Genomic DNA, 24,608 nt, shown 5'->3' with positions numbered 1-24,608 from the left:
ATACCCGGCTGCACCGTCGTGCAGCCCACCCTTACAGCGATGGAGACACAGCATGACGTCAGTATTCGACCGCGAGGACATCCTCTTTCAAGTCGTGGTCAACCACGAAGAGCAGTACTCGATCTGGCCGGACTACAAGGCCGTGCCGGAAGGCTGGCGCACCGTTGGCAAGAGCGGCCTGAAGAAGGAATGTCTGGCCTACATCGAAGAAGTCTGGACCGACATGCGTCCGCTGAGCCTGCGCCAGAAGATGGAAGCGCAAGCAGCTGCCCAGTAAGTCTTCAGCCAAAAAGAAACCCGCTGAACCGGGAACGGTCAGCGGGTTTTTTCATGTCTGGAAGATCGGCCTTGATGATCGTTCCCACGCTCTGCGTGGGAATGCCTCATTGGACGCTCCGCGTCCGCTTCGCAAGGGACGCGGAGCGTCCCGGGCTGCATTCCCACGCGGAGCGTGGGAACGATCAACGGGGGGGCAACTGGCCTTAGGCGCCGCTCAAGCCCTTGAGCAGCACATCCACATTGCCTTCCAGCTCTGCCACCGGATCCGCTGCATCGGTGCTGAGCACCAGCAGTTGACTGCCCGATTCGGCAATCGCCGCTTTCACCGCATCCGAAGGCTCGCGATGGTGCAGCACCACTGCTACGTCGTTGTCTTTCAAAGTCGCGGTCAGTTTTTTCAGCTCCTCCGGCGTCCATTCGGCATCCGGTCGCGCATCCTGTCCGATCAACTCCAGATTGAGGCTGCCGATCAGGTAACCGAAGTGATCGCTCAGGCTCATCACGCTCAGGTTGTCGGCACGGGCCAGACGCGCTTCGCTGTCGGCACTGAGTTTCAGCAGACGCTGTTTCAGCGCCGCCAGATTGGCCTCGATCTTCGGTTTGTCCTTCGGTGCCAGGCGCACCAGATCCGCCGCCATCACGTCAGCCATACGCCCCATGTTGTTGCTCGCCAGCCACGGCTGACTGTTCAGGCCGTCGACCTTGAGCCCCGGTTGCACGGCAATGCCGGGCAGGGCGCCGTCCACCGGGCGGGCTGCGTCGACTTCGACGATGCGGATGTTGCTGCGGCGGGCGATCGGGTACAGCGGGTCATCGGCCCACAGCGAGCGCACGCCGATCACTGCATCGGCGCCCGTGGCCAGTTTGCTCAGCGCTGGGGCGCCGCGACCGGTGAAGTAGGCGGTCTGGCGGCTGCCTGGCAGGTTGGCCGGTGCTGCGCGTTCGAGGCTGATGTCGGTGCCTTTGATCAGGACTTCGCCCAGACCATAAGTGATCGGCAGCGAGGCCAGCACCCGCAATGGTTTCTCGGCAGCCAGCAGAGGGCTCGAAACCACGCCGCTTAGGGCAATGGCCAGAGCAAGTTGTCGTAATGAAAAAGCCATTTATCCAAGGTTCCCTTTCAGACTGGGGACGACGCCCCGGGCAATTGCGGCGAGGGCGAAGGCGATACCGGCGACCAGAATGATCGCGGCGCCGGACGGAATCGGCAGGTCGAACACGATCGGCGCAAGAATCCCGCACAGCGTGCTGACCGTGGCGATCAGCACCGAACACCAGAAAAAGCCCTTGAGCGACTGGCTGAGCAAACGAGCCGCCGCCGCCGGAATCACCAGCAGCGCACCGACCAGAATCGCGCCGATGACTTTCACGGCGGCAACGGTGATCAGCGTCACCAGAATCACGAACAGGTAATCCAGGGTTTTCACCGCGACACCGCGCACCGCCGCCAGTTGCGGGTTGAAGCTGGCGAGCATGATCCGGTTGTACAGCGGTAGGGCCAGCGCCATTACCAGTGAACCGACAATCGCCAGCACCAGCAGGTCGTTACCGTTGACCGTCAGCACCGAGCCGAACAGCACGTTTTCCAGAATGTGCACGTTGATCTTGCCTGCCAGAATCAGCAGCAGGCTGGCACCCAGAGCGAGAGACACCGACAGGAATACGCCAATCAATGTGTCCGGGGCCAGCCCGGTACGGTTGCGCAGGTAATTGAGCGAAATCCCGAACAACAGGCAGTAGCCGAACAGGCTGCCGTAAGGCCCGGTGTAGGGTTCGCCGAGCAGAATGCCGATGGCCACCCCGGTCAGTGCCGCGTGGCCGACCGCCTCGGAGAAAAACGCGAAGCGCTTGACCACCACCAGCGTGCCGAGGCCACCCAGTACCGGGCCGATCAGCAGACCGGCGAGCAAGGCATTGACCACAAATCCATAGGCCAGGGCTTCCGGCAGGTAACCGGATGAGGCCCAGCCTTGCACCATCAAACGAAAGGCTTCGTAACTCATCAGGCAGCGCTCCGTGGATGGGTCGAGAACAGGGTCAGCAGGCGCTCCGGAGTCAGGGCCTGTTGCGGCGTGGCGTCGAACAGCACCCGGCGGTTAAGGCCGGTGACGCGATTGGCCAGACGCCCGACTGCTTCCAGATCGTGCTCGATCCACAGCACGGTGATGCCCGCCGCACGCCAGTCACCGAGCAAACGCTCGAACACCTGGATCCCGGCTTCGTCGAGGGCCGACATCGGTTCATCCAGCACCAGCAATTGCGGCGCCGGAATCAGGCCTTGGGCAAGCAGTACCCGCTGGCGTTCGCCACCGGACAGCGCACCCATCCGGCGCTTGCGTTTGTCCTGCATGCCGACCCGCTCCAGCGCATCACCGATGGCGCCGGCGTAGCGTTTGCTCAAACCGAGAAAGGCCGGGCGCCGCTGACACATGGCAGCCATGAAGTCGTCGACGGTCATCGGCAGGCCGCGGTCGAATTCCAGCGCCTGCGGCACGTAACCGATGGTGCCGGGCTCGCCGGGCCATTGCAGACTGAGCCGGCCCTGATGGGGCATCTGCCCGAGCAGGGTCTTGATCAGCGAACTCTTGCCGCCGCCGTTGGGGCCGACCAGCGCATGCACGCTGCCGGGCTGAACTTGAAAGGTGACCTTGTCGAGGATCGTCGTGCGGCCGAGGGTCAGGCTGACGTCCGCGAAATCCAGGGTCGGGCCGTTAAGGGTGATTGAGAGGTTTTCCTGAGCCGTCATGCGCCGGACTCCTGAATCGCCCGCACTACGGTGTTGAGGTTGCCGGTCATTTCCTTTTCGTACTTGTCGGCGGTGTATTCGCCATAGGAAATGTGCGACAGCGGGTACAGCTTCACACCGGATTCACGCTGGATGGTTTCGACGTAGGTGGACGGGAAATCCATCTCGGAGAAGATCACTTTCACGTCCAGCTCGCGCAGTTGGTCGATGGTTTTCTTCAACTGGCTCGGGCTTGGCTCGATGCCGTGGGCCGGCTCGACCACCGCGGTGACTTCCAGGCCGAATTCACGCAGCAGGTAGTCATAAGCGGCGTGCACCGTGGCCACTCGCAGTTCGGCGTTCGGCGCCTGGGTCAGCTTGGCCAGGGCGTCGGCGCGCATCTGCCGCAGGCGTTTGCCGTAGGCGCGGGCGTTCTGGGTGTAAGCCTTGGCATTGTCCGGGTCGAGCTTGCCCAGCTCACGGGCGATGTTGTTGACCTGGGCAATCGAGGCGCTGATCGAAAGGAAGGTGTGCGGGTTCACCACTTTGCCGGCACCGCGCGCGGCAACCCCGGTGGCGGCCAGCAACGGCACGTTTTCGTTGGCTTCGATGGTCTTGATGTTCGGCGTTTCGCTGGCGGCGATCATGCGATCGGCGAAGTCGTCATGGCCAACGCCGTTGAGCACGATCACATCCAGCCCGCTGATGCGCTTGATGTCTTCGGCGCGCGGCTCGTAGGCGTGCGGGTTGAAGCCGGCGGGAATCAGCGGCACGACCTCGGCCTTGTCGCCGACGATGTTCGCCACATAGCTGTAATACGGATGCAGGGTGATGCCGATGCGCAGGCGCTTGGCCTGATCGGCGCTGGCCAGCGGGCTCAGCAGGCAGGCGCACAGACCGATCAGCAGCAGGCGCAGGAAAGGACGGCGTTGAGATGAACTAGGCATGGGCAAGCGGTCTTCTCTCGGTAAAGGCGAGGGTTCAATGGCGATGTTCGCGGGTCACCCCGGCATCGAATTGCGCGACGATCTGTTTCCATCCGGCAGCGGTCAGCGCTGCGTCTGACAGGTCTTTCGGCGCTTGCAGGTCGGTGGCGCGGTTGAGCCAGATGTCCGGCGCGGCGTCGTTCAGGCGCATCAGAAACGAACCGGCCACGGCTGGTGCCTGGCTGTGGCCGAAGTAGGCGCGGTCCGCCAGCAACTGCCAGGCGTGACCGCCTCGACTGACCGAGCTGGCGTCCTGGGCGAACGGTGCAAAACCTTCATCGGCCAGGTTCTGCGGGCTTGGCAGCGTTTGCTGTTCTTCACGCAGCAGGCGGATCTCGTCGAGGGTCACGCGCAGATCCGCATAGATGCCCTGCTCGCTGGCGCCAAGGTCGCGACGGGCGTCCAGTTGATGGCTTGAAACCGGCTCCGGTTCGCGGGAAACGCCGCGCCATGTCACTACCGAGCCGGCAACCGCGATGATCAGCAGGCACATCAGCAGCACATTGAGGGTTTCGTGCCCGGCACCGGCCGGGCGTACAACCTGGGTGGTCGGCGTGGTCATGGGGCTTCGATATCCGCTTGGTCGATTTCGACCACGTGGCCAGGGCCGGCGTCGAACAGCACGTAGAACTCGGCGCCGGGTTTCTTGAAGGTCAGGGTCGAGTCGGCGCCGAGCTTGCCCGGCACCAGGATGGTTTCGTCGTAGCCGATCACATCGAGGGTCACCCCCGGCGCGCCGCTGCCGTCGGAGAAACCGCCGGTGCACTTGATCTGCTCGGCATCGATGGCCTTGCACTCGCACATCGGATTATGGGCCAGGACGCCGGCGCTGAAACCGGCAGTCAGCACCAGCAAGGTATTGCTCAGGAGCAAGCGGAAGGGGCGTTGGGCATGACTCATGGTTTGGCTCCTTGTTTGTTCAGCCAGGCGAGGGTGGCAGGCGAGGCCTGGCTCAGCGGAATCGAGGCTTGGTGCATGCTGCCGTCCCAGCCTTCCATGGTGATCCACAGTTCGGCGTCGGCAGCGGTCTTTTCCGGAACCGGCAACTGGGTACCCATGCGGTACGGCGTGCCGAAGAAAATCACCCCGGCCGCGCGCAGGCTGCGAGGTTTGCCGATGCGCAGGTACGTCGCCTTGACGTGGTCGACACAGGCGTCGCAGAGGGCGGCGCTGAAATCTTTCATGTAGCCGGCCGGGCCGGTCAGGGTCGGTGCCTGATTACGCAGTTCGGCCAGTCGCAGGCTCCAGGGACCGACCTGGATTTCGCCGATCTCCCGTTCACCCAGTCCGCTGTCACCGCGAAACAGCGAAGCATCGGCGAAGTATTTGGGCATGAAGCCGAGCGGGATCAGCAATAACAGGACATTGAGGTGGAAACGCCATTTGTGCCAGAACCGGTTCAGGCGCGACGGTGGTGTTATTCCAATGTGGCTCACGGACGCACCTCCGAAGGTTCATGTCGGGACGTCGATCGTGACGCGACCTTGCGGTTTCTCTTGTCTTCGCGCTTGAGTGCGTTGAGCGTGGCCAGGGCGGTGCGCTTGGTCCAGATCAGCAGGCCGCTGAGAACCATCATGCTCAGCAGCAGGCCGAAGAAGAACCAGATCAGCTTGATCCAGATTCCGCCGAAATCGCCGGTGTGCAGCGGACGCATCGATTCGGTGACGAACTCCAGGGCGGAGCGGTCGGACAGCAGGCGCGAGGCGGCAATGTCACCGTTGTAAGGATTGAGCGTGGCGGTCTGGAACATCAGCGGATACCAGCCACGACCACCGACACTCATGTGGCTGTAGGCGTTGCCGGGCAGGCTGACGAAACTGGCTTCCAGCCCCGGGATCTTTTGTTGAGCGATCTCGATGGCCGAGTCGAGACTGATCCGCGGTGGAGGTGTGCCGTCGGCGGAGATCGGCACACTTTCCCGGGACATCGCCGGGATGACCGGCTCGCTGGAAATGGAAATCTGGAAATCGAACAGCAGGGCGCGGATCAGGAACCACACGCCGGTAATGGAAATCACCGCGATGAACCAGATCGACCAGATGCCGCTGAGGCGGTGAAAGTCGCCCCAGAAAATCCGCGCACCGTGACGAATGCGCAGGGTCGGGCGGAAAAAGCCTTTCCAGAAGCGCTTGTACACCACCAGCCCGGTCACCAGCGAAGCGAGCATCGGCAGGCCGAGGAACGACACCAGATACCAGCCCCAACTGAAGCCGTTGGTGAACGGCACCAGCCACCAGCCATGCAGTGCGCGGGTGAACGCCTTGAAGTTGAAGGTTGGCGCGGGGCCCTGGATGACGCCGGTGTACGGGTTGACGTAGACCGTCAGCGAACGCCCGTCGGGGTAGCTGACCTCGACGTCGAGGGCAAAGTGCGATTCGTCCGGACGACTGATGCTTTGCACCACTGTCTGCGGTTCGGCCTTCTTGATCGCGGCCAGGACCTGATCATAGCTGAGCAATGGTGCGTCGTCCGAAGGGGCGCTGGCGCGCATCTGCGGGTTGGCCAGCCAGACGATTTCCTGGCTGACCACCGCCAGGGTGCCGGTGACGCAGACGATCAGAACGAAAAACCAGATCGGCAACGCCAGCCAGCTGTGTACCAGGAACCACAGTTTCGAGCGGGATTTCTTCGACATGATGACGGGTCTTGATTCAGTGAGAGGGAGCGGTACTACGGGCTTCGCAGCACGGGAGTCCCCTGAAAGGCCGGTCGTGGCTTTTGCCTACGCGACCGGCCCGCATCTCTATAAGACGGATGACCGAAGCAAATCCCGATAAACGATATGAAAGTAAATGTTTCGCGATTGCAGATGGCTGTCGCGTGGGCGGATTTTTGCGGGGGAGGCGAAGCAGTCCGGCAGCGCATGCCGCCGGATTGAAGGAGGGGAATCAGCGGAGAAAGTCGAGTGCTTCGGTCAGCAACAATTCGGGCACTTCTTCGGCGAGGTAATGCCCGGCAGGCAAAGCCTTGCCCCGTACATCAGTGGCAACTTGTTGCCATTCCCTCAGCGGATCGAAGCAGCGACCGACGGTGCCCTCGGCGCCCCACAGCACCAGCAACGGCAGGTTCAGGTGGCGACCAGTCGTGATGTCGGCGCGATCATGTTCCAGGTCGATGCCGGCACTGGCACGGTAATCCTCGCAGATCCCACGAGCACTGCCGGGACGTTCCAGGCAACGCCGGTATTCGCTGAACGCCTCGTCGGTGAAGGGTGCGAGCCCGGCGCTACGGCTGCCCATAACACTGCGCAGGTAACCTTCAGGATCGGCTTCGATCAGGGTTTCCGGCAACGGTGCCGGGCGGATCAGGAAGAACCAGTGCCAGTAGGCCCGGGCGAAGGCTTCATTGGTCTGGCTGTACATCGCCAGCGTTGGCGCGATGTCGAGCAGGACCATGCGCTGCACAACCGCGGGATGATCGAGCGCCAGGCGATGGGCAACCCGCGCGCCACGGTCGTGGGCAAGGATCGAGAACTGCGTGAAGCCCAGCGCTTTCATCAATTCCACGCCGTCGCGGGCCATTTCGCGTTTGGAATAGTTGGTGTGCCGCTCATCGGCCGGCGGTCGGCTGCTGTCGCCATAACCGCGCAGGTCGGCGGCGATCACCGTGAAGTGCTCCGCCAGTTGTTCGGCGATCTTGTGCCAGATGACGTGGGTCTGCGGGTGCCCGTGCAACAGCAGCAGGCCCGGGCCGCTGCCTTTGATGCGGTAGCTGATGTCCACACCGTTGACGTGGCGCTGATCTTTGACGAATCCGGCAAACATCGGGTGATCCTTTATTCAGGCGAGTGGCCTGCATCCTGAAATCGCCGGGCGTTCATGACAAGACGTGAAGCGTGGTTCGACGGTTCATGAATCGTGTTCGCCCATCCCCGCGCGCTGCGCGGGAATGGACACTCGGCGTTGCTAACCCTGCTGAAACATCTCCTTCGCCCGCTGCTCGATCTGCGCCTGGGTCAGATCCTCCTTGCGCGTGGCCAGGAACCACAGATGCCCGTACGGATCTTTCAACGTCCCGCTGCGGTCGCCGTAGAACTGATCCTTGACCTCGGACACCGAGGTGGCGCCGGCCTCCAGTGCGCGTTGGAAGGATTTGTCGACATCGGTCACGTACAGATGCAAACCGACGGACACGGCTTTGTCCGGATTGCTCAACGGACCTTGATCGCACGGCGAGCCGAGCATGATCGCGCTGTCGCCGATGCGCAGTTCGGCGTGGCCGATGCCGCCGTCGGGCATGCTCAGGCGCATGACTTCGGTGGCACCGAACGCCTTTTTATAGAAGTCGATGGCTTCGGCAGCTTTGTGAATGCCGAGGTACGGGGTAATGCTGTGGTACCCCTCGGGAATGGGTTTGACGCTCATGGCGGTACTCCCTGTTATTTGTTGCCTGGTTTTTATTAGAGGTTGAAGGTGTGCCTTCGCCGGGGTTGCCGGTCGCTCAACTATAGATCCGTGCCGCCGCCATGGCCGAGTAGCCGACGAGCAGCCACCGCACTGTTCAGCCATCGACAGTGAAGCAGCAGAATGCGCGGGTTTTCATCGTCAGATACCCTGAAAGTCCGCTGTAACCCGCGAAAAACAAGGCCTGTCAGTCAGGCACAGAAGCTGCAATGACCCGGTACAACACCGATACCGAGAGTCATCCATGTCTGAATCTGCCGTTTATCCGATCAACACGCCAGCCGCCCACCGGATCGCCGACGACGCCGAAGCCTTGCGCGTGGCCGCGCAGGTCGCCGCCGTCTTGCAGGAACATGCCGCCGAGCGTGACCGCAGCCGTGAAGTGCCCGCCGAGATCGTCGACCTGTATTCCAACAGTGGCCTGTGGGGCATCACCGTGCCGAAGGAGTACGGTGGCGCGCAGGTGTCCCTTGCGGTGCTGGCGCAGGTGATCGCGATCATTTCCGCCGCCGATCCGTCCCTCGGGCAGATTCCGCAAAACCATTACTGCCTGCTCGAAGACATCCGCCTGCAAGGCACCCCGGCGCAGCAGGCGCATTTCTTTGAGCTGGCGCTGCAAGGTCATCGCTTCGCCAATGCGCTGTCGGAAACCGGCGGCAAGAACGTGCAGGACATTCAGGCGACCCTCCGCCGTTATGGCGACGGCTTCGTGATCAACGGCCGCAAGGGCTACTGCACCGGTTCGCTCTACGCCCACTGGCTGGCGGTGCTGGCGCTGGATGAAGAGCAGAAGGGCCAGTTGGCCTTCGTCGAGCGCGGTACCAAAGGGCTGGTGATCGTCGACGACTGGGACAGCATCGGTCAGCGCACTACTTCCAGCGGCACGGTGCTGGCGGAAAATCTGCAAGTGGCGCCCTTCAATCTGTTTCCGACGTACCGTTCCTACGAGAGCCCGACCCTGGCCGGGCCGTTCGCCCAGTTGACCACCGCCGCCATCGACGCCGGCATTGCCCGGGCGGCGCTGCGCGACACCGTGGAATTCGTCCGCCAGTTTGCGCGGCCATGGATCGATGCAGGTGTGGACAAGGCCAGTGAAGATCCGCTGACCATCATTCAGATCGGCGCACTGGAAATCCGTCTGGAAGCCGCCGAAGCCTTGCTTGAACGCGCCGGCTGGGCGCTCGACGCCGCACGTCCGGCACCTGATGAAGACAACGTCGCGCTGGCCTCGCTGGCCGTGGCCAAGGCCAAAGTGCTGACCACCGAAATCGCCATCGAGGCCAGCAACAAGCTGTTCGAACTCGGCGGTACCCGCTCGACCCTGAAAAAGCACAACTTCGACCGCCACTGGCGCAATGCTCGGGTCCACACCCTGCATGACCCGGTGCGCTGGAAATACCACGTGGTCGGCAACTGGCTGCTCAACGGCGTCAAACCACCGCGCCACGACTGGTCCTGACCATGGCCGAGTGGTTCAAACACATTTACTGGGCCGACATCGCCCAGGCCTGTCTCGACACCCTCAGCATGCTCGGCGCGGCGCTGCTGTTTACGGTGCTGCTGGGATTGCCGCTGGGGTTGCTGCTGTTTCTCACCGGCAAGCGCCAGTTGCATGAAACGGTCGGCGTGTATCGGGTGCTGTCGGTGATCGTGAACATGCTGCGTTCGCTGCCATTCATCATTTTGCTGATCGTGCTGATTCCGCTGACCACGTTGTTGGTGGGGACGTCACTGGGCGTGCCCGGAACCATTCCGCCGCTAGTCGTCGGTTGCACACCGTTCTTCGCGCGGCTGGTGGAAACCGCACTGCGCGAAGTCGATCGCGGGGTGGTCGAGGCGACTCAGGCCATGGGCGCCAACACCTGGCAGATCATCCGCCACACCCTGTTGCCGGAAGCCCGCGGCGGGTTGCTGGCTGCGGTGACGGTCACCGCCATCGTGCTGGTGGACTACACGGCGATGGCCGGCGTGATCGGTGGCGGCGGGCTCGGCGATCTGGCGATCCGCTACGGCTATCAGCGTTTTCAGACCGACGTGATGGTGGTCACCGTGGTGTTGCTGCTGATTCTGGTGCAGGCCCTGCAAATGACCGGCGACCGTCTGGTGGCGCACTACAGCCGACGCTGAAAAAACAAGTTCAACCCATAAAGGCCCCACGTTCACCCCACGACGGCCACTCAAGTCTGCCTTGGAGCACAGCATGAAAAAGACCCTGGCCGTACTGGCTGCCGTTCTGTCGTTCGGCGCCCATGCCAACGAAAACCTGATCGTCGGCGCCACCCCGGTGCCACACGCGGAAATCCTCGAGTTCGTCAAACCGACCCTGGCCAAGGAAGGCGTGGATCTGGACATCAAGGTGTTCACCGACTTCATCCAGCCCAACCAGCAACTGGCGCTGAAAAACCTCGACGCCAACTATTACCAGTACCGGCCGTTTCTCGATGATTTCAACAAGACCCGCCACACCGATCTGGTGCCGGTGGTCGGTGTGCACATCGAACCGTTCGGCGCCTACTCGACCAAAATCAAGAACATCTCGGAGCTGAAGGACGGCGCCAGTGTGTCGATCCCCAATGACCCGGTGAACACCGGTCGCGCCCTGGTGCTGTTGCACGAGGCCGGGCTGATCAAACTCAAGGATCCGAGCAACACCCTGGCCACCCAGCGCGATATCGTCGAAAACCCCAAACACCTGAAAATCCGTGAACTGGAGGGCGCGTTGCTCGCTCGTTCAGTGAGTCAGGTGGATCTGGCATTCGTGTTCGCCAACTACGCGCTGGAAGCCGGGATCGACACCAACAGCGCACTGATCGTCGAGAAGGGCAAGAGCCTGTACATCGAGTTTCTGGTCGCACGGCCTGACAACATCAACGACCCGGGCCTGCAGAAACTGGCCAAGGCATTGAATTCCGATGAAGTGCGTCAGTTCATTCTGACTCGCTACAAAGGGCAGATTGCGCCGGGTTTCTGATCGATCAATCCGAGGGTTCCTCTGGAACCCTCACTTGGGAACATCGAGGAAATGTGCTCCCGGCCCTTGCTCGCCCAACACATCGCCCTGATTGCGCAGCGGGCAGGCTTCCATCGACAGGCATCCGCAACCGATGCAACCGGTCAGCCGGTCCCGCAGCAGCATCAGCTGATTGATCCGTTCGTCCAGCTCACGCCGCCACTGCTCCGACAACACTTTCCAGTCCGCCGCCGTTGGTGCGCGGTTGTCCGGTAGCTGTTTCAACGCCTCGCCGATTTCTGCCAGCGGAATGCCCAGGCGTTGCGCCACCTTGATCAGCGCCACCCGCCGCAGTACTTCCCGTGGATAACGCCGCTGGTTGCCGGCATTGCGCTGGCTCTTGATCAACCCTTTGGATTCATAAAAGTGCAGGGCGGTGACCGCCACACCGCTGCGGGCCGCAACTTCGCCGACGGTCAGTTGCTTGTGCAGATTTTTCGCAGTGATCATTTGAAAAATGCCCCTTGACCTCTAGTTAACTCGAGGTTTTACCCTGCAGGCCTTCGAATCGCAAGATTCGCCTGACCGAGTGGGGATCTCATGCAAGCACCAGCGAAAAACCGCAGCTTTACCCAATTGATCGAATTTGAAATCGAACCCGGCCAGCAACCGGCGCTGGTCTCGGCGCTGGCGCTGCAGACCGAACGTCTGGCCCAGCGTTACGCCGGCTTCGTCAGCGCCAGCGTCCAGGCCAGCGACGACGGGCGGCGAGTGTTGAGCTTCCTGCAATGGCAGTCCCGGGAGGCGGGGGAGGCGGCGTTCCAGAGTTTCGAAACCGGCGAGCAGGACTTCTGGCAACTGATCCGCACCCATCAGGCGCGCACCGTGACCTTCGGTTCATTCCAGGTGCTGAGCAGTATCGCTCGCAGTCACGACGATGGCTTGCACTGTCAACTGGTTGGTTAGATCGACAGCTGGATCAAGCGCTCGCCTTGCAGGTTTTCCGTGGGCCGCCGCTTGTTCACCGCCAGTTCGCCGATTTTGATCAGTCGCGTGCGGGTGACGTTGCGGCTCAGGCCGAGCAAGGATGCGGTGTGCACCTGGTTGTAATGGCAGAAGCGATAGGCCGCGCGCAGCAACGCGTCTTCGACTTTTTCATGCAGGGCGCCGGCCTGTTGCTCGAACAGTTTCTGGAAGGCGCGTTCCAGCAGCGCTTCCGGTGAGTCGTCGGCGGCCGCGTGTTGATCGTCGGGACGGTCGATGCGCAGGTTCGACAGGCGCAGATCGTCGCGTTCGATCACGCCGTTACGGCAGATCAACAGCGTGTGATGGATGACGTTTTCCAGTTCGCGGATGTTGCCCGGCCAACTGTAGCCGCGCAGCTTGTGCTCGGCGCCGGGGCTGATGGTGATGCGCCCGTAACCCAGGCGCTGACTGTAGGCCTCGATGAAATGCCGGGTCAGCGGCAGGATGTCGCCGGGCCGATCGCGCAATGGGCTCAGCTCCAGATTGACCACGTTCAGCCGGTAATACAGATCCTCGCGGAAATGCCCGGCGTTGATGGCTTTCTCCAGTTGCACGTTGGTCGCCGCCAGCACCCGCACATCGATGGGAATGCTCTTGCGCGAACCCAGGCGCACCACTTCACGCTCCTGCAACACCCGCAGCAATTTGACCTGGATCGCCATCGGCAGATCGCCGATTTCATCGAGGAACAAGGTGCCGCCATCCGCCTCTTCAAACCACCCGGCCTTGGCGCTGAGGGCGCCGGTGAAGGCGCCTTTTTCATGGCCGAACAATTCGGCTTCCACCAGCGATTCGGAAAACGCCCCGCAGTTCACCGCAATGAACGGCCGATTGCGCCGGTTGCTCAGGTTGTGGATGTGCCGCGCTACCAACTCTTTGCCGGTGCCCGTTTCGCCGATGATCAGCACGCTGGCTTCGCTCGGTGCGACCTGTTGCAGATGCGCGAGCAGGGCCTGGGATTTCGGGTCTTCGAACACCTGAGCGGTGGCGCGGATTGAGGTGGCCAGGGCGTGTGAAGGCGGCAGGGTCAGCAGTTGCATGGGGTCTCGCTCCACGAAAGAAAATCAGGAATAGAACGTCGGCACCGGCAGGGACTGGTTCAGCGCCCAGTCGCCCAGCTCGTGGAGCTTGTAATCCAGCGGGTCGTGCAGGGTTTGCGTGCGCAGGTTGCGCCAGTGTCGGTCGAGGCGCAGCGATGCGTGGGTCGAGCGGGCGCCAGTGACTTCGAACAATCGGCTACAAATTTCCAGGCCCTGACGACTGGCGGCGACCTTGGCCGTGGCAATCGCCGTGGCCAGATGACCGCGTTCTTCGGCACTGAGGTTCGGGCCTTTGGCCCAGGCCTCGTCGAGCAACGCGGCGGCGCGTTCTACCAGCAGACGAATACCTTCGAGGGCGACCCAGAACTCGCCGTAATGGGCCAGCACATACGGATCTTCGCGCACCTCGCGCACCGAGGATTTGTGCCAGACACGGGTTTCGCTGAGGGTGTATTGCCGCGCCTCTTCAAAGGCCCCTTCGGCAATGCCGAGAAACATGTGGGTGAACGTCAGTTGCGCGATCAACGGGCGCAAGCAGGCGAACGGTGTGCTCAACGGACCGGGATCCAGCAGCAGTTCCGACTCTTCGACCCGCACCCGTTCGAACGTGGCGCTGCCGCTGTCGGTCTGGCGCTGGCCGATGTTGTTCCAGTCGTTATGCAGGGTGATGCCGCTGCGGCCGCTGGGGATCGCCGCGATCAACAGTTTGCCGCCGTTGCTTTCGTCCACCGCCGAGGCGATCAGCATCTGCGAATCGCTGGCGCCGGAGCAGAAGCTCTTCTTGCCGGAAAACTCGCGCCAGCCGCCCAGATCCTTGACCACGGTGCGGGTGTCCAGCGGGTTGAGCGCGTTGCCCCAGAACCAGTTCTGCCGCGCGGTCTGTTCGAACCACGGTTGCCATTGTTCGGGGCGGGAAAACAGGCGCACGGTGGCAAGCATCAAATGATGAAAGCCGAAGACGTGGGCGATCGAGCTGTCGACCTTGGCGAATTCGCGCACGACTTCCAGGGTTTCGCTCCAGCGCGCGCCGAGGCCGCCGTAACGGGTGGGAATGCTCAGGGCCAGCAGACCGCTGTCGCGCAGGGCGTCACGTTCGGCTTTCGGTGTGCCGCCACGCTCGTCGCGCTCGACGGCGGTCAGGGCAAATTCGGCGGCCAGTTGGCGGGCGGTCTGCAACGGGGAGAGCAGGGTGCTTTGCGGTTTGGCAGTCACTCGGTCTTCCTCAGGCGTTGGCTTTGGCGGGCAGTACATCGTTGGCGATCATTTCGCCAAACGGCCCGGTGAGGTTGGTCACGCCGCGTCCGGCCAGGCTCGCGTACGGCTCGGGCAACAGCGGGAAGACCAGCTCGGCAAAGCGGTAGGCCTCTTCGAGATGCGGATAACCGGAGAAGATGAAACTCTCGATGCCGAGGTCTGCGTACTCCTTGATTCGCGCTGCCACTTGCTGCGGATCGCCGACCAATGCGGTACCGGCACCACCGCGCACCAGTCCGACGCCGGCCCACAGGTTGGGGGCGATTTCCAAATTGTCGCGGCGACCGTCGTGCAGAGCGGCCATGCGCCGCTGGCCTTCGGAGTCGAAACGGGAAAAGGATTTCTGCGCGGCTTCAACGGTTTCGTCGCTGATGTGTTCGATCAGTTTGTCAGCGGCTTTCCAGGCTTCTTCGGCGGTCTCGCGCACGATCACGTGCAGGCGAATGCCGAACTTCACCTTGCGTCCGTGGCGGGCGGCGCGCTCACGCACGTCGGCGAGTTTTTCGGCGACGGCGGCGGGAGGTTCGCCCCAGGTCAGGTACACGTCGACCTGCTCGGCGGCCAGATCGTGGGCCGCGTCGGAGGACCCGCCGAAGTACAGCGGCGGATAGGGTTTCTGCACCGGCGGATACAGGGCTTTGGCGTTCTGTACCTTCAGGTGTTTGCCTTCGAAATCCACCGCTTCGCCTTGCAGCACCCGGCGCCAGATCTTGAGGAATTCATCGGTGACTTCGTAGCGTTCGCTGTGGCTGAGGAAGCTGCCGTCGCCACGGTTTTCGTCCGGGTCACCGCCGGTCACGACGTTGATCAGCAAGCGGCCGTTGGACAGTCGATCCAGGGTCGCGGCCATGCGCGCCGAAACGGTCGGCGAGATGATCCCCGGACGGATCGCCACCAGATAACGCAGGCGTTCGGTGAGCGGCACCAGCGCCGAGGCGATCACCCACGAGTCTTCGCAGGAACGCCCGGTGGGAATCAGCACGCCGTGGTAACCGAGGCTGTCGGCGGCTTGCGCCACCTGTTTCAGGTAATTGAGGGTGACCGGGCGCGCGCCTTGGGTGGTGCCCAGATAGTGACCGTCGCCGTGGGTCGGCAGGAACCAGAAAACATCCATGAACAGCTCCTCAGGCGATTTTCAGCAACGGTTTGATGTGAGTGCCAAACAGCGGCGCGGCGCGTTCAGCCGCCAGGCGGATACGTGCCTTGAGCGGTTCGCTGGTGATCTGGTAGTCGGCGAAATCGGCTTCGGTGGCGTACACGCCAATCGGCAGGGTCACGGCCTGGAAGAAACTGAACAGCGGGCGCAACTGGTGATCGAGGACCAGCGCATGGCGTTCGCTGCCACCGGTGGCGGCGAGCAGCACTGGTGTGTCGATCAGCGCATTCAGGTCGATCAGGTCGAACAAATGCTTGAGCAATCCAGGATAGGAACCGCGATAGACCGGCGCGGCGACGATCAGCAGGTCAGCCTGTTCGATGGCTTGCAGCTCGGCTTCGATCTCGGCCGGCAACTCCTGGCGGGACAGTGCGGCGCCAAGCGGGCGGGCGATGTCACCGAGTTCGATCAGATGACTCTCGACCGGCAAGTGCCCGGACAATTCGGCCAGCAGGGCCTGGGTCAGCACCAGGGTGCGGGACGGACGCCAGGTTCCGCCGGACAGGGCGACGACTTTCAGTGGACGCGACATGGTCAGTTCCTTTTTCAACAGTTGCTCGGCGAGCAGTGAGTAGTCACTGGAGCAGAGCAAGCGCTGTACCAATTCCTGTAAGGCCCGTATTCCGGGGCTTTGAGCGTTGTCGGCGGCTGTGCTCGTGTGACTTTCAGGCGGGTTTGTTGAACCGCTGTTGCCTGGGAAACAGTTGCTGGAGCAACAGTGCCGAACGCGATGAAGGATTTATAAAGGCTGACTTTTATTCCGTAAAAGACTGTTAATTGATATTGATAGGTCTTTTGAGAATATGCAGAGCGAATCCTGCCCGAATTCTGATAGCCACTATTGAGAGCGTTGATTTCTGCCAAAGCGTGCCCGGGCGTAGCCTTTCTCCATCGACCCACACTGCTCGCCAGGACGCTCCCATGAATCGTTTACTGACTGTTTCGCTGATGCTCGCTGTCTCTGTTCTCGCCGGTTGCGCGAGCCATGGTTCCCCGGAACTGCGCCCTTACACGGCGGAGGAAACCCGCGAACTGGCGCTTGAATCGCTGAACCGTCGCGGTCTGTCCTTCGAGGAATACCACGCGAAAAAAGCCGAATTGCTCGGCCAGCCACAGAAGACATTCGGTTTCGATACCAAGGGTGAAATGAGCGCCGAGCGGGCCGTACAGCTGCACGGTCGTCCAAGCTGATAGCAAACTGTACTGCTCGAAGTTTTACCCAACTGTCCGTGGGTTTGCGCGGCGCCGTGGGATAGGGTCAACACCTGAATGACCCTGACGGACTGCCTGCCATGACCCTCTCGCTCGACCTGTTGCTGGGCTTTGCCCTGTTTGCCCTTGTCACCTCGATCACACCGGGGCCGAACAACACCATGTTGCTGGCATCGGGCGTGAACTTCGGTTTCAACCGCACCATCCCTCATATGCTTGGCATTACCTGCGGCTTCTTCGTGCTGGTGGTGGCGGTGGGTTTTGGCCTGGGCGCGGTATTCCAGACCTATCCGCTGCTTTATACGATCCTGCGTTATGTCGGCGCGGCGTACTTGCTGTACCTGGCATGGAAAATCGCTCACTCCGGCCCGGTCGGCGACAGCGAGCAGGGCGAGGCGAAACCGATCAGCTATCTCGGCGCGGCCGCTTTTCAGTGGGTCAACCCCAAGGCGTGGATCATGGCCATTGGTGCCATCAGCACCTACACGCCGATGCAGGGCTATTTCACCAACGTGATCGTGATTGCGGCGGTGTTCGCCATCATCAACCTGCCAAGCGTCGGCGTCTGGGCGGCGTGCGGGACCTTGCTGCGCAACGTGCTCAAGGATCGCCGCTGGTTGCGGCTGTTCAACTGGGGCATGGCAGCGCTGCTGGTGATTTCGCTGTATCCGTTACTCCTTGAAAGCTTTAGCTGACGCAGCGCTACAACCGCCGGCCCGATGCCTGTTAAAGTCGCGTTCAGGAGCGTTCCTACGCACTTTTAAATGAAGTTGTTCTTCTTTAACGGCCTCCGATCAGGTATTGATGACGCTCTCGAACCCGGACGCAGCTCACAAGGCTGCGTCGTGCCGTTTGCAGACACGAGCCTCCTGATCCCGGAACACGCTCTGCGAGTCTTTTTATGAACACACGTCCGCTGTATTTCGATTACGCCGCCACCACCCCGGTGGACGAGCGGGTCATCCAGGTGATGATCGAGTGTCTGGGTTTCAACGGTAATTTCGGCAACCCGGCTTCCAGTTCCCACGCCTTCGGCCAGCAGGCCCGGCAAGCGGTCGAGAACGCTCGCCGGCAAGTCGCCGAACTGGTCGGCGCCCAGGCGCAGCAGATCGTCTGGACCTCCGGCGCCACCGAATCCAACAACCTTGCACTGAAAGGCGTGGCCCAGGCCCGTGGTATGTCCGGCGGGCACATCATCACCAGTCAGATCGAACACAAGGCCATCCTCGATACCGCCCGGCAATTGCAGGACGCCGGTGTCGCCGTGACCTATCTGGTGCCGGACGCCGAAGGCCTGATTACCGCGCAAGCGGTCAGCGAAGCGATGCGTGAAGACACCTTTCTGGTGTCGCTGATGCTGGTCAACAACGAACTCGGTACCGTCAACGACATCCCGGCCATCGGCGAAGTGGTGCGTGGGCGCGGGGCGTTGTTCCACGTCGATGCGGCCCAGGGCGCCGGCAAGGTCGCGATCGATCTGGCGCAATGGCCGGTGGATCTGATGTCGTTTTCGGCGCACAAACTCTACGGGCCCAAAGGCATCGGTGCGCTGTACGTCGGCCCGCGTGCGCAACAGCGTTTGCAGGCGCAGATTCACGGTGGCGGGCACGAGGGCGGCTTGCGTTCCGGTACGCTGGCGACTCACCAGATTGCTGCCATGGGCTCGGCGTTTGCCCTGGCCGCCGACGCTTTCGATGACGAGAAGAAAACCATCGTTGCGTTGCGCGAACGACTGCTCGAACAACTCTTGAGCCTGCCCGGCGTGCGCCTCAACGGCAGCAGCACCCAACGTATCCCGCACACCTTGAGCCTGACCTTCAGCGAAGGTGAATTCAACCCGGCGGCGCTGAGCCATTCGATCGCGTTTTCCGCGACCTCGGCCTGCAATTCCGCGAGCAACACACCGTCCCACGTTTTGCTGGCATTGGGGCATGACGCGCACCTGGCCGGCCGTACCATTCGCCTGAGCCTCGGCCGTTTCACCACCGCCGAAGACATCGACAAGGCTGTAGATCTGATCAAGACCGCCTGCGCCAGTGCTCCGGCATTCTGGGCGACAGGACTTTAACCAGCCGACCTGACGGCTACGAACAATAACGATGAAGTGATTGGCAGGAGACATGATGAGTACCCAGACTTTGACCGAAGGAACGGTTCCCCAGCGCCTCGCGCACACCCGTGAATTGATGCGTCGCGAAGGTATCCATGCGTTGCTGGTGCCGTCCGCCGACCCGCACCTGTCGGAATACCTGCCGGGTTACTGGCAGGGCCGGCAATGGCTTTCGGGTTTCCATGGCTCGGTCGGCACGTTGATTGTCACCACCGATTTCGCCGGGGTCTGGGCCGATAGCCGTTACTGGGAACAGGCGACCAAGGAACTCAAGGGCAGCGGCATCGAACTGGTGAAACTGCAACCGGGTCAGCCGAGCCCGCTGGACTGGCTGGCCGAGCAGACGCCGGAAGGTGGCGTGGTTGCGGTCGACGGCGCGGTGATGGCCGTCGCGTCGGCGCGTACGCTGGGCAGCAAGCTAGAAGCACGGGGCGCCAGTCTGCGTACCGACATCGACTTGTTGAAGGAAGTCTGGAGCGATCGCCCGGCGTTGCCGAACGCGCCGATCTACCAGCACCTGCCGCCGCAGGCGACTGTCAGCCGTGGCGAGAAACTCGGCAAACTGCGCGAAACCTTGCAGGAACGCGGCGCCGATTGGCACTTCATCGCCACCCTTGACGACATCGCCTGGCTGTTCAACCTGCGCGGCGGCGATGTGTCGTTCAACCCGGTATTCGTTTCCTTCGCGCTGATCAGCCAGCAACAAGCCACGCTTTTTGTGGCACTGAGCAAGGTCGATGCTGAGCTGCGCGCAGTGCTGGAAAAAGACGGCGTGGCCCTGCGCGATTACAGCGAAGTCGCTGACGCCTTGCGGGCGATCCCGAGTGGCGCGAGCCTGCTGGTGGATCCGGCGCGGGTCACCAGCGGTCTGCTGGATAACCTCGACACTGGCGTGAAACTGGTCGAAGGCCTGAACCCGACCACACTGGCCAAGTCGCAGAAGAGCCTGGCGGACGCCGCACACATCCGTCAGGCGATGGAGCAGGACGGCGCGGCGCTGTGCGAGTTTTTCACCTGGCTGGATTCGGCCTGGGGTCGTGAGCGCATTACCGAACTGACCATCGACGAGAAGCTCACTGCTGCTCGTGAGCGTCGCCCGGATTATGTGTCGCTGAGTTTCAACACCATCGCTGCGTTCAACGCCAATGGTGCGATGCCGCACTACCACGCCACTCCGGAAGAACACGCGGTGATCGAGGGTGACGGCTTGCTGCTGATTGATTCCGGTGGCCAATACCTGGGCGGTACCACCGACATTACGCGGATGGTGGCGGTCGGTACGCCGAGTGAAGAGCAGAAACGTGACTGCACTCGGGTGTTGAAGGGCGTGATCGCCTTGTCCCGCGCGCATTTCCCGAAAGGCATTCTGTCGCCGCTACTGGATGCGATTGCCCGTGCGCCGATCTGGGCCGAAAACGTGGACTACGGTCACGGCACCGGTCACGGCGTGGGCTACTTCCTCAACGTGCATGAAGGTCCGCAGGTGATCGCCTATCAGGCGGCGCCGGCGCCACAAACCGCTATGCAGCCTGGAATGATCACCTCCATCGAACCGGGCACTTATCGTCCGGGCCGCTGGGGTGTGCGGATCGAGAACCTGGCGATGAACGTTGAAGCGGGGAGCAGTGAGTTCGGCGAATTCCTCAAGTTCGAAACCCTGACCCTGTGCCCGATCGACACTCGCTGCCTGGAACCGTCGTTGCTGACGCAGGAAGAGAAGCAGTGGTTCAACGCCTATCACGCCGAAGTGCGCGAGCGTCTGAGCCCGTTGCTTGAGGGCGCGGCGCTGGATTGGTTGAACACCCGTACTGCCGCTATTTAACAGGTTGAAGCTCGGGCGCTGCGGCCAGCGCCTGGGTCATGAAGTCGACAAACGCGTTGACCCAGGCGGACTGGTGTGGTTGTGGAGATTTAACGCAGGGCTTCCACAACGAAGTCGAGCCGGTCCTGACCGAAGAACAACTGGTTGTCGATGAACATGCTCGGCGCACCGAAGACGCCACGCTTCACGGCGGTTTCGGTGTTGTCCTTGAGCGCAGCCTTGACCGCTTCATCGTTGGTCAACGCCAGTACTTCTTCAGGATTGAAGCCATGTTCGGTCAGCACGGCGGCAACTGTTGCCGGCTCATCGAGGGCGCGGCCTTCAACCCACAGCGCTTTGAACAGGCAATCGATGAATGCCAGGAAGCGATCCGGATAACGCAGTTGAATGCCGGTGACTGCGCGCATCAACATCAGGGTATTGATCGGGAAATGCGGGTTGAATTTCAGGGGCACGCCGTAGCGTTTGGCGTAGCGGTCCAGGTCCTGAAACATGTAACGACCCTTGGCCGGGATCATTGCCGGCGACGCGTTGCCGGTGGCTTTGAAGACGCCGCCCAGCAATATCGGAATGTAGATCAACTGGCTGCCGGTTTCAGCGCAGATTTTCGGCAGTTGGGTATACGCCAGGTAGGTGGCGGGGCTGCCGAGATCAAAATAGAACTCCACGGTTTTGCTCATGTTCGCTGCACTCTGTTTTTGTTCTTGGTGGGATTACCAGCGTTCATTCCACGGGCGCAGATCCAGCTCGAACGTCCAGGCGTCCCGTGGCTGGCTATGCAGATACCAGTAGTTCTCGGCAATGTGTTCGGGGTCGAGGATACCGTCCTGATCTTTGGTGGCATATTTGTCAGGGAAGTTGTCGCGGATGAAATCGGTATCGATGGCACCGTCGACCACAACGTGGGCGACATGAATGTTCATCGGGCCGAGCTCTCTGGCCATGCTTTGTGCCAGAGCCCGGATACCGTGCTTGGCTCCCGCGAATGCGGCAAAACCCGAGGCGCCCCGCAGACCAGCGGTGGCACCCGTAAACAGGATCGTGCCGCGACGGCGGGTCACCATCCGTTTGGCGACTTCCCGGGCATTGAGAAACCCGGAGAAACAGGCCATCTCCCAGATCTTGAAATACTTGCGAGCGGTTTCTTCAAGAATGCTGCAGGGCACGTTGGCGCCGATGTTGAAAACGAATGCTTCAATCGGTCCGAGGCGGGTTTCGATATCTTCAATCAGCGCAATTACGTCTTCTTCCTTGCGCGCATCGCAGGCAAAACCGTGGGCTTCACCGCCGTCCATCTGAATGGCTTCCACCAAGGGCTGCAATTTGTCGGCGCTGCGCCGCGTGACGCAAGCGATGAAACCTTCTTTGGCAAACCGCCTGGCAATGGCGCCGCCCGTGGCATCACCTGCACCGACAACCAATACGACCTTCTTGTTATTCATGGGTGGATCCCTTTAGTAAACGATCGTTAAGTGAACGAACGTTATGTTAGGATTTGCTCAGCGTCAAGGCACTCAATGTGAGGACAAAACATGCGGTATTCCGCCGGTCACAAGCTGGAAACCAAAGAAAAGCTCCTGCAAAGCAGCTCGTTGTCTGCGAAAAAAAATGGGTTTTCATCAATGGGCGTCGATGGTCTGATGAAGGCGATCGGCTTGAGCGGGGCGGCGTTCTACAGTCATTTCTCGTCCAAGGACGCCTTGTTCGCGGCGATCGTCGAACGCGAGTTGGGCCAGAGTCTGGAGCGCTTGGGCGGGCAGGGTACGCAGGATCGCGAACGGTTGGAGCGATGCTTGAAACTGTATCTGAACATGGCCCATGTCGAGCAGCCTGATCTGGGCTGCGCATTGCCTGCGTTGGGCGCCGAGATCGCGCGGTCCGATATTGTTGTGCGGGAGCAGGCCGAGCTGTGGATTTGCAAACTTCAGGAGAATTGGGCGCAAATTCTGGAAAGTGACAGCCTGGCCTGGGCAATTCTGTCGCAATGCGTCGGAGCACTGGTGGTGGCGCGTATGCTGGCGTCGCCCAGGATTCAGCAGCGGGTGCTGGATTCATGCCGTGAAGAGATCGGGATCCAGCTCGCCGCTTCGCGAACGCAGTAGGGGCGATGATTTATTTGCAGATGACGATCATGCTACGGCTGGTATAGCCGGCGGGGTTGAGGCCAAAGGGATAATCACCTGGCTCTTCCACGGTGTCGCCAGATTTTGCAATGACTTTGTAGCCCTTCGGCGCGCAAGAGTTCGCGGCACTGGCGTAGCACTTGTCCCAAGAGGAGGACAACCCCGAACAGTTGATGTGCAGCCCTTTTTTGCCGTGTTTGACCTGGGTCTTCGACGTCGCCGCGCAGCCCGCAACGGCGAGTATGGCGATCAGTATCAAAATTCGTTTCATTACCGTCCTTATGGCCGCCTCGAGTCTGACGCTCGGGTCTGCCTGTATGCGCTCTCGCTTGAAGCGTTCCGATATCCCTATCCGAAAAAATCCATGTCTGGCACTGGGTTGCGAGGCTAAACATGGCCTAAATGAACGCCAATTGCCAGACCTTCGTAAAATCCTCTTTCAATCTGCCGCGATGGCGGGTTTAGAGGTGCTGCCCATCGTCATGGTTGCTCCTACGGAGGCCAGAATAATGCACAGGATCGCCATCCATTGTGACAAAGAGAGGTATTCCTGAAGGAAAAACAGACCCGAGAGTGCGCCGAAGGCCGGTTCGATGCTCATCAGCGTGCCGAAGGTGCGGGCGGGCATGCGGGTAAGGGCGACCATTTCCAGTGTGTAGGGGAGAGCTGTGGACAGGATCGCGACCCCGATAGCGATCGGGATCAATGCGGGTGTCAGCAGTGCGCTGCCGGCGTGGACGATGCCTATGGGGGCGACGAACAGGGCTGCGATCATCACGCCAAGCGCCGCGGTGGTCACGCCATTATCTGCTCCAGCCTTCTGGCCAAACAGGATATACAAGGCCCAGCACGCACCGGCTCCCAGCGCATAACCTGCACCGATCAGATCGATACCCGTTGTCGTGGCGCCGGTCGGTATCAACAGCAACAAGCCGATGGCAGCCAGGGCAATCCAGAGAAAGTCGATCGCGCGACGCGAGGCATAGATAGCGACTGCCAGCGGACCCGTGAACTCCAGCGCGACTGCGATGCCGAGCGGAACGGTGCGCAACGACATATAGAAAAGGAAGTTCATGCCGCCTAGCGCCATCCCGTAGATAATCACTGTGCGCAGTGATTTGGCTGTCAGCTTCGCTCTCCAGGGTTTGAGCAATAACAGCATGATCACGCTGGCGAAGATCAGGCGAAGGGTAGTAGTACCTTGGGCTCCAACGATAGGGAACATGCTTTTGGCCAGCGAAGCGCCTGACTGGATTGATGCCATGGCTATTAATAGCAGGCCAACCGGGAACAGAGTTGAGGCAAGGCTGCGAGGTTGATCGTTCATTGCGTGGCATCATCCGAAGAGTAGCTGTTGTATTGGGCAATATAGTGCGCACTCGCCAAGTCCCCGTCTATATAGAAGCGGTCTTTTACCTTCTCTTGATAGAAAACTCAAATTAAGGGTTGACGGCAGATTCTGAGTCTCTATAATTCGCCCCACTTCCGGCGCAGTCGAAACGGAAAACTCCTTGAGATTCAA

At 61.3% G+C, this 24,608-nt stretch carries 29 protein-coding genes; 10 read left to right on the top strand and 19 right to left on the bottom strand.

Going from position 1 to position 24,608, the window contains the following annotated elements:
- Positions 1 to 52 precede the first annotated feature (52 nt).
- Entirely contained in the window at positions 53 to 277 is a 225-nt protein-coding gene (locus tag AC07Y2_RS15685; RefSeq protein ID WP_007917715.1) for an MbtH family protein, read from the top strand.
- A gap of 205 nt (positions 278 to 482) precedes the next feature.
- On the opposite strand, the gene AC07Y2_RS15680 is transcribed toward AC07Y2_RS15685, so the two are convergent.
- The 10 genes from AC07Y2_RS15680 to AC07Y2_RS15635 all read right to left on the bottom strand — a co-directional run bounded on the left by AC07Y2_RS15680 (position 483) and on the right by AC07Y2_RS15635 (position 8,354).
- Entirely contained in the window at positions 483 to 1,382 is a 900-nt protein-coding gene (locus tag AC07Y2_RS15680; protein WP_103386321.1) for a metal ABC transporter substrate-binding protein, read from the bottom strand.
- Complete coding sequence (locus AC07Y2_RS15675; protein WP_039770371.1) at positions 1,383 to 2,282, bottom strand: metal ABC transporter permease; 900 nt, start codon at positions 2,280 to 2,282, stop codon at positions 1,383 to 1,385.
- Positions 2,282 to 3,025: a metal ABC transporter ATP-binding protein gene (locus tag AC07Y2_RS15670; protein ID WP_103386320.1), complete on the bottom strand. Its 744-nt coding sequence runs from the start codon at positions 3,023 to 3,025 to the stop codon at positions 2,282 to 2,284. Before AC07Y2_RS15670 ends, AC07Y2_RS15675 begins: the two co-directional genes overlap by 1 nt.
- The gene (locus AC07Y2_RS15665; protein WP_039770367.1) at positions 3,022 to 3,951 is read right to left on the bottom strand and encodes a metal ABC transporter substrate-binding protein; all 930 of its coding nucleotides are present in this window, start codon (positions 3,949 to 3,951) and stop codon (positions 3,022 to 3,024) included. Before AC07Y2_RS15665 ends, AC07Y2_RS15670 begins: the two co-directional genes overlap by 4 nt.
- A gap of 34 nt (positions 3,952 to 3,985) precedes the next feature.
- A complete protein-coding gene (locus AC07Y2_RS15660; protein ID WP_074687918.1) occupies positions 3,986 to 4,552 on the bottom strand; it encodes a DUF6162 family protein in 567 nt (188 codons plus the stop codon).
- On the bottom strand, positions 4,549 to 4,890 hold the full coding sequence (locus AC07Y2_RS15655; protein ID WP_039770363.1) for a hypothetical protein: 342 nt from the start codon (positions 4,888 to 4,890) through the stop codon (positions 4,549 to 4,551). Before AC07Y2_RS15655 ends, AC07Y2_RS15660 begins: the two co-directional genes overlap by 4 nt.
- Positions 4,887 to 5,426 carry a PA2404 family protein gene (locus AC07Y2_RS15650; RefSeq protein WP_039770361.1) on the bottom strand — a complete coding sequence of 180 codons (540 nt, stop codon included), beginning with the start codon at positions 5,424 to 5,426 and terminating at the stop codon, positions 4,887 to 4,889. The genes AC07Y2_RS15655 and AC07Y2_RS15650 overlap by 4 nt, the downstream gene beginning before the upstream one ends.
- Entirely contained in the window at positions 5,423 to 6,625 is a 1,203-nt protein-coding gene (locus AC07Y2_RS15645; protein WP_039770359.1) for a PepSY-associated TM helix domain-containing protein, read from the bottom strand. The genes AC07Y2_RS15650 and AC07Y2_RS15645 overlap by 4 nt, the downstream gene beginning before the upstream one ends.
- Positions 6,626 to 6,878: 253 nt before the next feature.
- A complete protein-coding gene (locus tag AC07Y2_RS15640; protein ID WP_039770357.1) occupies positions 6,879 to 7,754 on the bottom strand; it encodes an alpha/beta fold hydrolase in 876 nt (291 codons plus the stop codon).
- 141 nt (positions 7,755 to 7,895) lie between these two features.
- A complete protein-coding gene (locus AC07Y2_RS15635; protein WP_074687912.1) occupies positions 7,896 to 8,354 on the bottom strand; it encodes a VOC family protein in 459 nt (152 codons plus the stop codon).
- 283 nt (positions 8,355 to 8,637) lie between these two features.
- Here AC07Y2_RS15635 and AC07Y2_RS15630 point away from each other — a divergent pair, with 283 nt between their 5' ends.
- The 3 genes from AC07Y2_RS15630 to AC07Y2_RS15620 all read left to right on the top strand — a co-directional run bounded on the left by AC07Y2_RS15630 (position 8,638) and on the right by AC07Y2_RS15620 (position 11,364).
- The gene (locus AC07Y2_RS15630; protein ID WP_074687910.1) at positions 8,638 to 9,852 is read left to right on the top strand and encodes an SfnB family sulfur acquisition oxidoreductase; all 1,215 of its coding nucleotides are present in this window, start codon (positions 8,638 to 8,640) and stop codon (positions 9,850 to 9,852) included.
- 2 nt (positions 9,853 to 9,854) lie between these two features.
- A complete protein-coding gene (locus AC07Y2_RS15625; protein ID WP_064598205.1) occupies positions 9,855 to 10,520 on the top strand; it encodes a methionine ABC transporter permease in 666 nt (221 codons plus the stop codon).
- A gap of 73 nt (positions 10,521 to 10,593) precedes the next feature.
- Entirely contained in the window at positions 10,594 to 11,364 is a 771-nt protein-coding gene (locus tag AC07Y2_RS15620) for a MetQ/NlpA family ABC transporter substrate-binding protein (RefSeq protein WP_103386319.1), read from the top strand.
- A gap of 30 nt (positions 11,365 to 11,394) precedes the next feature.
- Here AC07Y2_RS15620 and soxR read toward each other — a convergent pair whose 3' ends face one another.
- Positions 11,395 to 11,853, bottom strand: a complete 459-nt coding sequence (gene soxR, locus AC07Y2_RS15615) for a redox-sensitive transcriptional activator SoxR (protein WP_039770345.1) — start codon at positions 11,851 to 11,853, stop codon at positions 11,395 to 11,397.
- A gap of 90 nt (positions 11,854 to 11,943) precedes the next feature.
- Between soxR and AC07Y2_RS15610 the strand changes: the two genes are divergently transcribed.
- The gene (locus AC07Y2_RS15610) at positions 11,944 to 12,309 is read left to right on the top strand and encodes an antibiotic biosynthesis monooxygenase (RefSeq protein WP_085668152.1); all 366 of its coding nucleotides are present in this window, start codon (positions 11,944 to 11,946) and stop codon (positions 12,307 to 12,309) included.
- Here the strand turns inward: AC07Y2_RS15610 and AC07Y2_RS15605 are convergent.
- The 4 genes from AC07Y2_RS15605 to msuE are packed head-to-tail and all read right to left on the bottom strand — an operon-like array spanning position 12,306 to position 16,351.
- Positions 12,306 to 13,409, bottom strand: a complete 1,104-nt coding sequence (locus AC07Y2_RS15605; RefSeq protein WP_103386317.1) for a sigma-54 interaction domain-containing protein — start codon at positions 13,407 to 13,409, stop codon at positions 12,306 to 12,308. The genes AC07Y2_RS15610 and AC07Y2_RS15605 overlap by 4 nt on opposite strands.
- Positions 13,410 to 13,433: 24 nt before the next feature.
- Entirely contained in the window at positions 13,434 to 14,621 is a 1,188-nt protein-coding gene (locus AC07Y2_RS15600; protein WP_007955826.1) for an acyl-CoA dehydrogenase family protein, read from the bottom strand.
- Between the two features lie 10 nt (positions 14,622 to 14,631).
- On the bottom strand, positions 14,632 to 15,777 hold the full coding sequence (gene ssuD / locus AC07Y2_RS15595) for an FMNH2-dependent alkanesulfonate monooxygenase (protein ID WP_103386316.1): 1,146 nt from the start codon (positions 15,775 to 15,777) through the stop codon (positions 14,632 to 14,634).
- Between the two features lie 10 nt (positions 15,778 to 15,787).
- On the bottom strand, positions 15,788 to 16,351 hold the full coding sequence (gene msuE / locus AC07Y2_RS15590) for an FMN reductase (RefSeq protein WP_007955830.1): 564 nt from the start codon (positions 16,349 to 16,351) through the stop codon (positions 15,788 to 15,790).
- Between the two features lie 389 nt (positions 16,352 to 16,740).
- On the opposite strand from msuE, the gene AC07Y2_RS15585 reads away from it, so the two are divergent.
- The 4 genes from AC07Y2_RS15585 to AC07Y2_RS15570 all read left to right on the top strand — a co-directional run bounded on the left by AC07Y2_RS15585 (position 16,741) and on the right by AC07Y2_RS15570 (position 20,963).
- On the top strand, positions 16,741 to 17,010 hold the full coding sequence (locus tag AC07Y2_RS15585) for a hypothetical protein (protein ID WP_103386315.1): 270 nt from the start codon (positions 16,741 to 16,743) through the stop codon (positions 17,008 to 17,010).
- 101 nt (positions 17,011 to 17,111) lie between these two features.
- Entirely contained in the window at positions 17,112 to 17,726 is a 615-nt protein-coding gene (locus tag AC07Y2_RS15580) for a LysE family translocator (protein WP_039770336.1), read from the top strand.
- Positions 17,727 to 17,932: 206 nt separating this feature from the next.
- Entirely contained in the window at positions 17,933 to 19,099 is a 1,167-nt protein-coding gene (locus tag AC07Y2_RS15575; RefSeq protein WP_039770334.1) for an aminotransferase class V-fold PLP-dependent enzyme, read from the top strand.
- Between the two features lie 55 nt (positions 19,100 to 19,154).
- Complete coding sequence (locus AC07Y2_RS15570) at positions 19,155 to 20,963, top strand: aminopeptidase P family protein (protein WP_103386314.1); 1,809 nt, start codon at positions 19,155 to 19,157, stop codon at positions 20,961 to 20,963.
- An 89-nt stretch (positions 20,964 to 21,052) separates the two neighbouring features.
- Here the strand turns inward: AC07Y2_RS15570 and AC07Y2_RS15565 are convergent, their stop codons facing one another.
- Positions 21,053 to 21,643 (bottom strand): 2-hydroxychromene-2-carboxylate isomerase, encoded by a 591-nt coding sequence (locus tag AC07Y2_RS15565; protein WP_039770330.1) that lies wholly within the window; start codon positions 21,641 to 21,643, stop codon positions 21,053 to 21,055.
- A 33-nt stretch (positions 21,644 to 21,676) separates the two neighbouring features.
- Positions 21,677 to 22,405, bottom strand: coding sequence for an SDR family oxidoreductase (locus AC07Y2_RS15560; RefSeq protein ID WP_064598189.1), 729 nt, complete (start codon positions 22,403 to 22,405; stop codon positions 21,677 to 21,679).
- Between the two features lie 90 nt (positions 22,406 to 22,495).
- On the opposite strand from AC07Y2_RS15560, the gene AC07Y2_RS15555 reads away from it, so the two are divergent.
- Entirely contained in the window at positions 22,496 to 23,065 is a 570-nt protein-coding gene (locus AC07Y2_RS15555) for a TetR/AcrR family transcriptional regulator (protein WP_039770327.1), read from the top strand.
- Between the two features lie 10 nt (positions 23,066 to 23,075).
- On the opposite strand, the gene AC07Y2_RS15550 is transcribed toward AC07Y2_RS15555, so the two are convergent.
- Positions 23,076 to 23,357, bottom strand: a complete 282-nt coding sequence (locus AC07Y2_RS15550; protein ID WP_007955851.1) for a hypothetical protein — start codon at positions 23,355 to 23,357, stop codon at positions 23,076 to 23,078.
- Positions 23,358 to 23,525: 168 nt separating this feature from the next.
- Positions 23,526 to 24,413 (bottom strand): threonine/homoserine exporter RhtA, encoded by an 888-nt coding sequence (rhtA, locus tag AC07Y2_RS15545; RefSeq protein ID WP_039770325.1) that lies wholly within the window; start codon positions 24,411 to 24,413, stop codon positions 23,526 to 23,528.
- Between the last annotated feature and the right edge of the window lie 195 nt (positions 24,414 to 24,608).

This window comes from Pseudomonas sp. GW456-12-1-14-TSB6 (assembly GCF_059424205.1).
The sequence above is the reverse complement of the archived record's forward strand: the minus strand, read 5'-3'. Positions and strand labels throughout refer to the sequence as shown.

Bases quoted from the DNA above. Each gene is read 5' to 3' on its own strand.
- AC07Y2_RS15635 (WP_074687912.1), bottom strand. From the start codon at position 8,354: ATGAGCGTCAAACCCATTCCCGAGGGGTACCACAGCATTACCCCGTAC.
- AC07Y2_RS15680 (WP_103386321.1), bottom strand. From the start codon at position 1,382: ATGGCTTTTTCATTACGACAACTTGCTCTGGCCATTGCCCTAAGCGGC.
- AC07Y2_RS15670 (WP_103386320.1), bottom strand. From the start codon at position 3,025: ATGACGGCTCAGGAAAACCTCTCAATCACCCTTAACGGCCCGACCCTG.
- AC07Y2_RS15585 (WP_103386315.1), top strand. From the start codon at position 16,741: ATGAATCGTTTACTGACTGTTTCGCTGATGCTCGCTGTCTCTGTTCTC.
- AC07Y2_RS15605 (WP_103386317.1), bottom strand. From the start codon at position 13,409: ATGCAACTGCTGACCCTGCCGCCTTCACACGCCCTGGCCACCTCAATC.
- ssuD (WP_103386316.1), bottom strand. From the start codon at position 15,777: ATGGATGTTTTCTGGTTCCTGCCGACCCACGGCGACGGTCACTATCTG.
- AC07Y2_RS15645 (WP_039770359.1), bottom strand. From the start codon at position 6,625: ATGTCGAAGAAATCCCGCTCGAAACTGTGGTTCCTGGTACACAGCTGG.
- AC07Y2_RS15565 (WP_039770330.1), bottom strand. From the start codon at position 21,643: ATGAGCAAAACCGTGGAGTTCTATTTTGATCTCGGCAGCCCCGCCACC.
- AC07Y2_RS15575 (WP_039770334.1), top strand. From the start codon at position 17,933: ATGAACACACGTCCGCTGTATTTCGATTACGCCGCCACCACCCCGGTG.
- rhtA (WP_039770325.1), bottom strand. From the start codon at position 24,413: ATGAACGATCAACCTCGCAGCCTTGCCTCAACTCTGTTCCCGGTTGGC.
- AC07Y2_RS15660 (WP_074687918.1), bottom strand. From the start codon at position 4,552: ATGACCACGCCGACCACCCAGGTTGTACGCCCGGCCGGTGCCGGGCAC.
- soxR (WP_039770345.1), bottom strand. From the start codon at position 11,853: ATGATCACTGCGAAAAATCTGCACAAGCAACTGACCGTCGGCGAAGTT.
- AC07Y2_RS15570 (WP_103386314.1), top strand. From the start codon at position 19,155: ATGAGTACCCAGACTTTGACCGAAGGAACGGTTCCCCAGCGCCTCGCG.
- AC07Y2_RS15665 (WP_039770367.1), bottom strand. From the start codon at position 3,951: ATGCCTAGTTCATCTCAACGCCGTCCTTTCCTGCGCCTGCTGCTGATC.
- AC07Y2_RS15555 (WP_039770327.1), top strand. From the start codon at position 22,496: ATGCGGTATTCCGCCGGTCACAAGCTGGAAACCAAAGAAAAGCTCCTG.
- AC07Y2_RS15560 (WP_064598189.1), bottom strand. From the start codon at position 22,405: ATGAATAACAAGAAGGTCGTATTGGTTGTCGGTGCAGGTGATGCCACG.
- AC07Y2_RS15610 (WP_085668152.1), top strand. From the start codon at position 11,944: ATGCAAGCACCAGCGAAAAACCGCAGCTTTACCCAATTGATCGAATTT.
- AC07Y2_RS15655 (WP_039770363.1), bottom strand. From the start codon at position 4,890: ATGAGTCATGCCCAACGCCCCTTCCGCTTGCTCCTGAGCAATACCTTG.
- AC07Y2_RS15620 (WP_103386319.1), top strand. From the start codon at position 10,594: ATGAAAAAGACCCTGGCCGTACTGGCTGCCGTTCTGTCGTTCGGCGCC.
- AC07Y2_RS15640 (WP_039770357.1), bottom strand. From the start codon at position 7,754: ATGTTTGCCGGATTCGTCAAAGATCAGCGCCACGTCAACGGTGTGGAC.
- msuE (WP_007955830.1), bottom strand. From the start codon at position 16,351: ATGTCGCGTCCACTGAAAGTCGTCGCCCTGTCCGGCGGAACCTGGCGT.
- AC07Y2_RS15580 (WP_039770336.1), top strand. From the start codon at position 17,112: ATGACCCTCTCGCTCGACCTGTTGCTGGGCTTTGCCCTGTTTGCCCTT.
- AC07Y2_RS15675 (WP_039770371.1), bottom strand. From the start codon at position 2,282: ATGAGTTACGAAGCCTTTCGTTTGATGGTGCAAGGCTGGGCCTCATCC.
- AC07Y2_RS15685 (WP_007917715.1), top strand. From the start codon at position 53: ATGACGTCAGTATTCGACCGCGAGGACATCCTCTTTCAAGTCGTGGTC.
- AC07Y2_RS15625 (WP_064598205.1), top strand. From the start codon at position 9,855: ATGGCCGAGTGGTTCAAACACATTTACTGGGCCGACATCGCCCAGGCC.
- AC07Y2_RS15630 (WP_074687910.1), top strand. From the start codon at position 8,638: ATGTCTGAATCTGCCGTTTATCCGATCAACACGCCAGCCGCCCACCGG.
- AC07Y2_RS15550 (WP_007955851.1), bottom strand. From the start codon at position 23,357: ATGAAACGAATTTTGATACTGATCGCCATACTCGCCGTTGCGGGCTGC.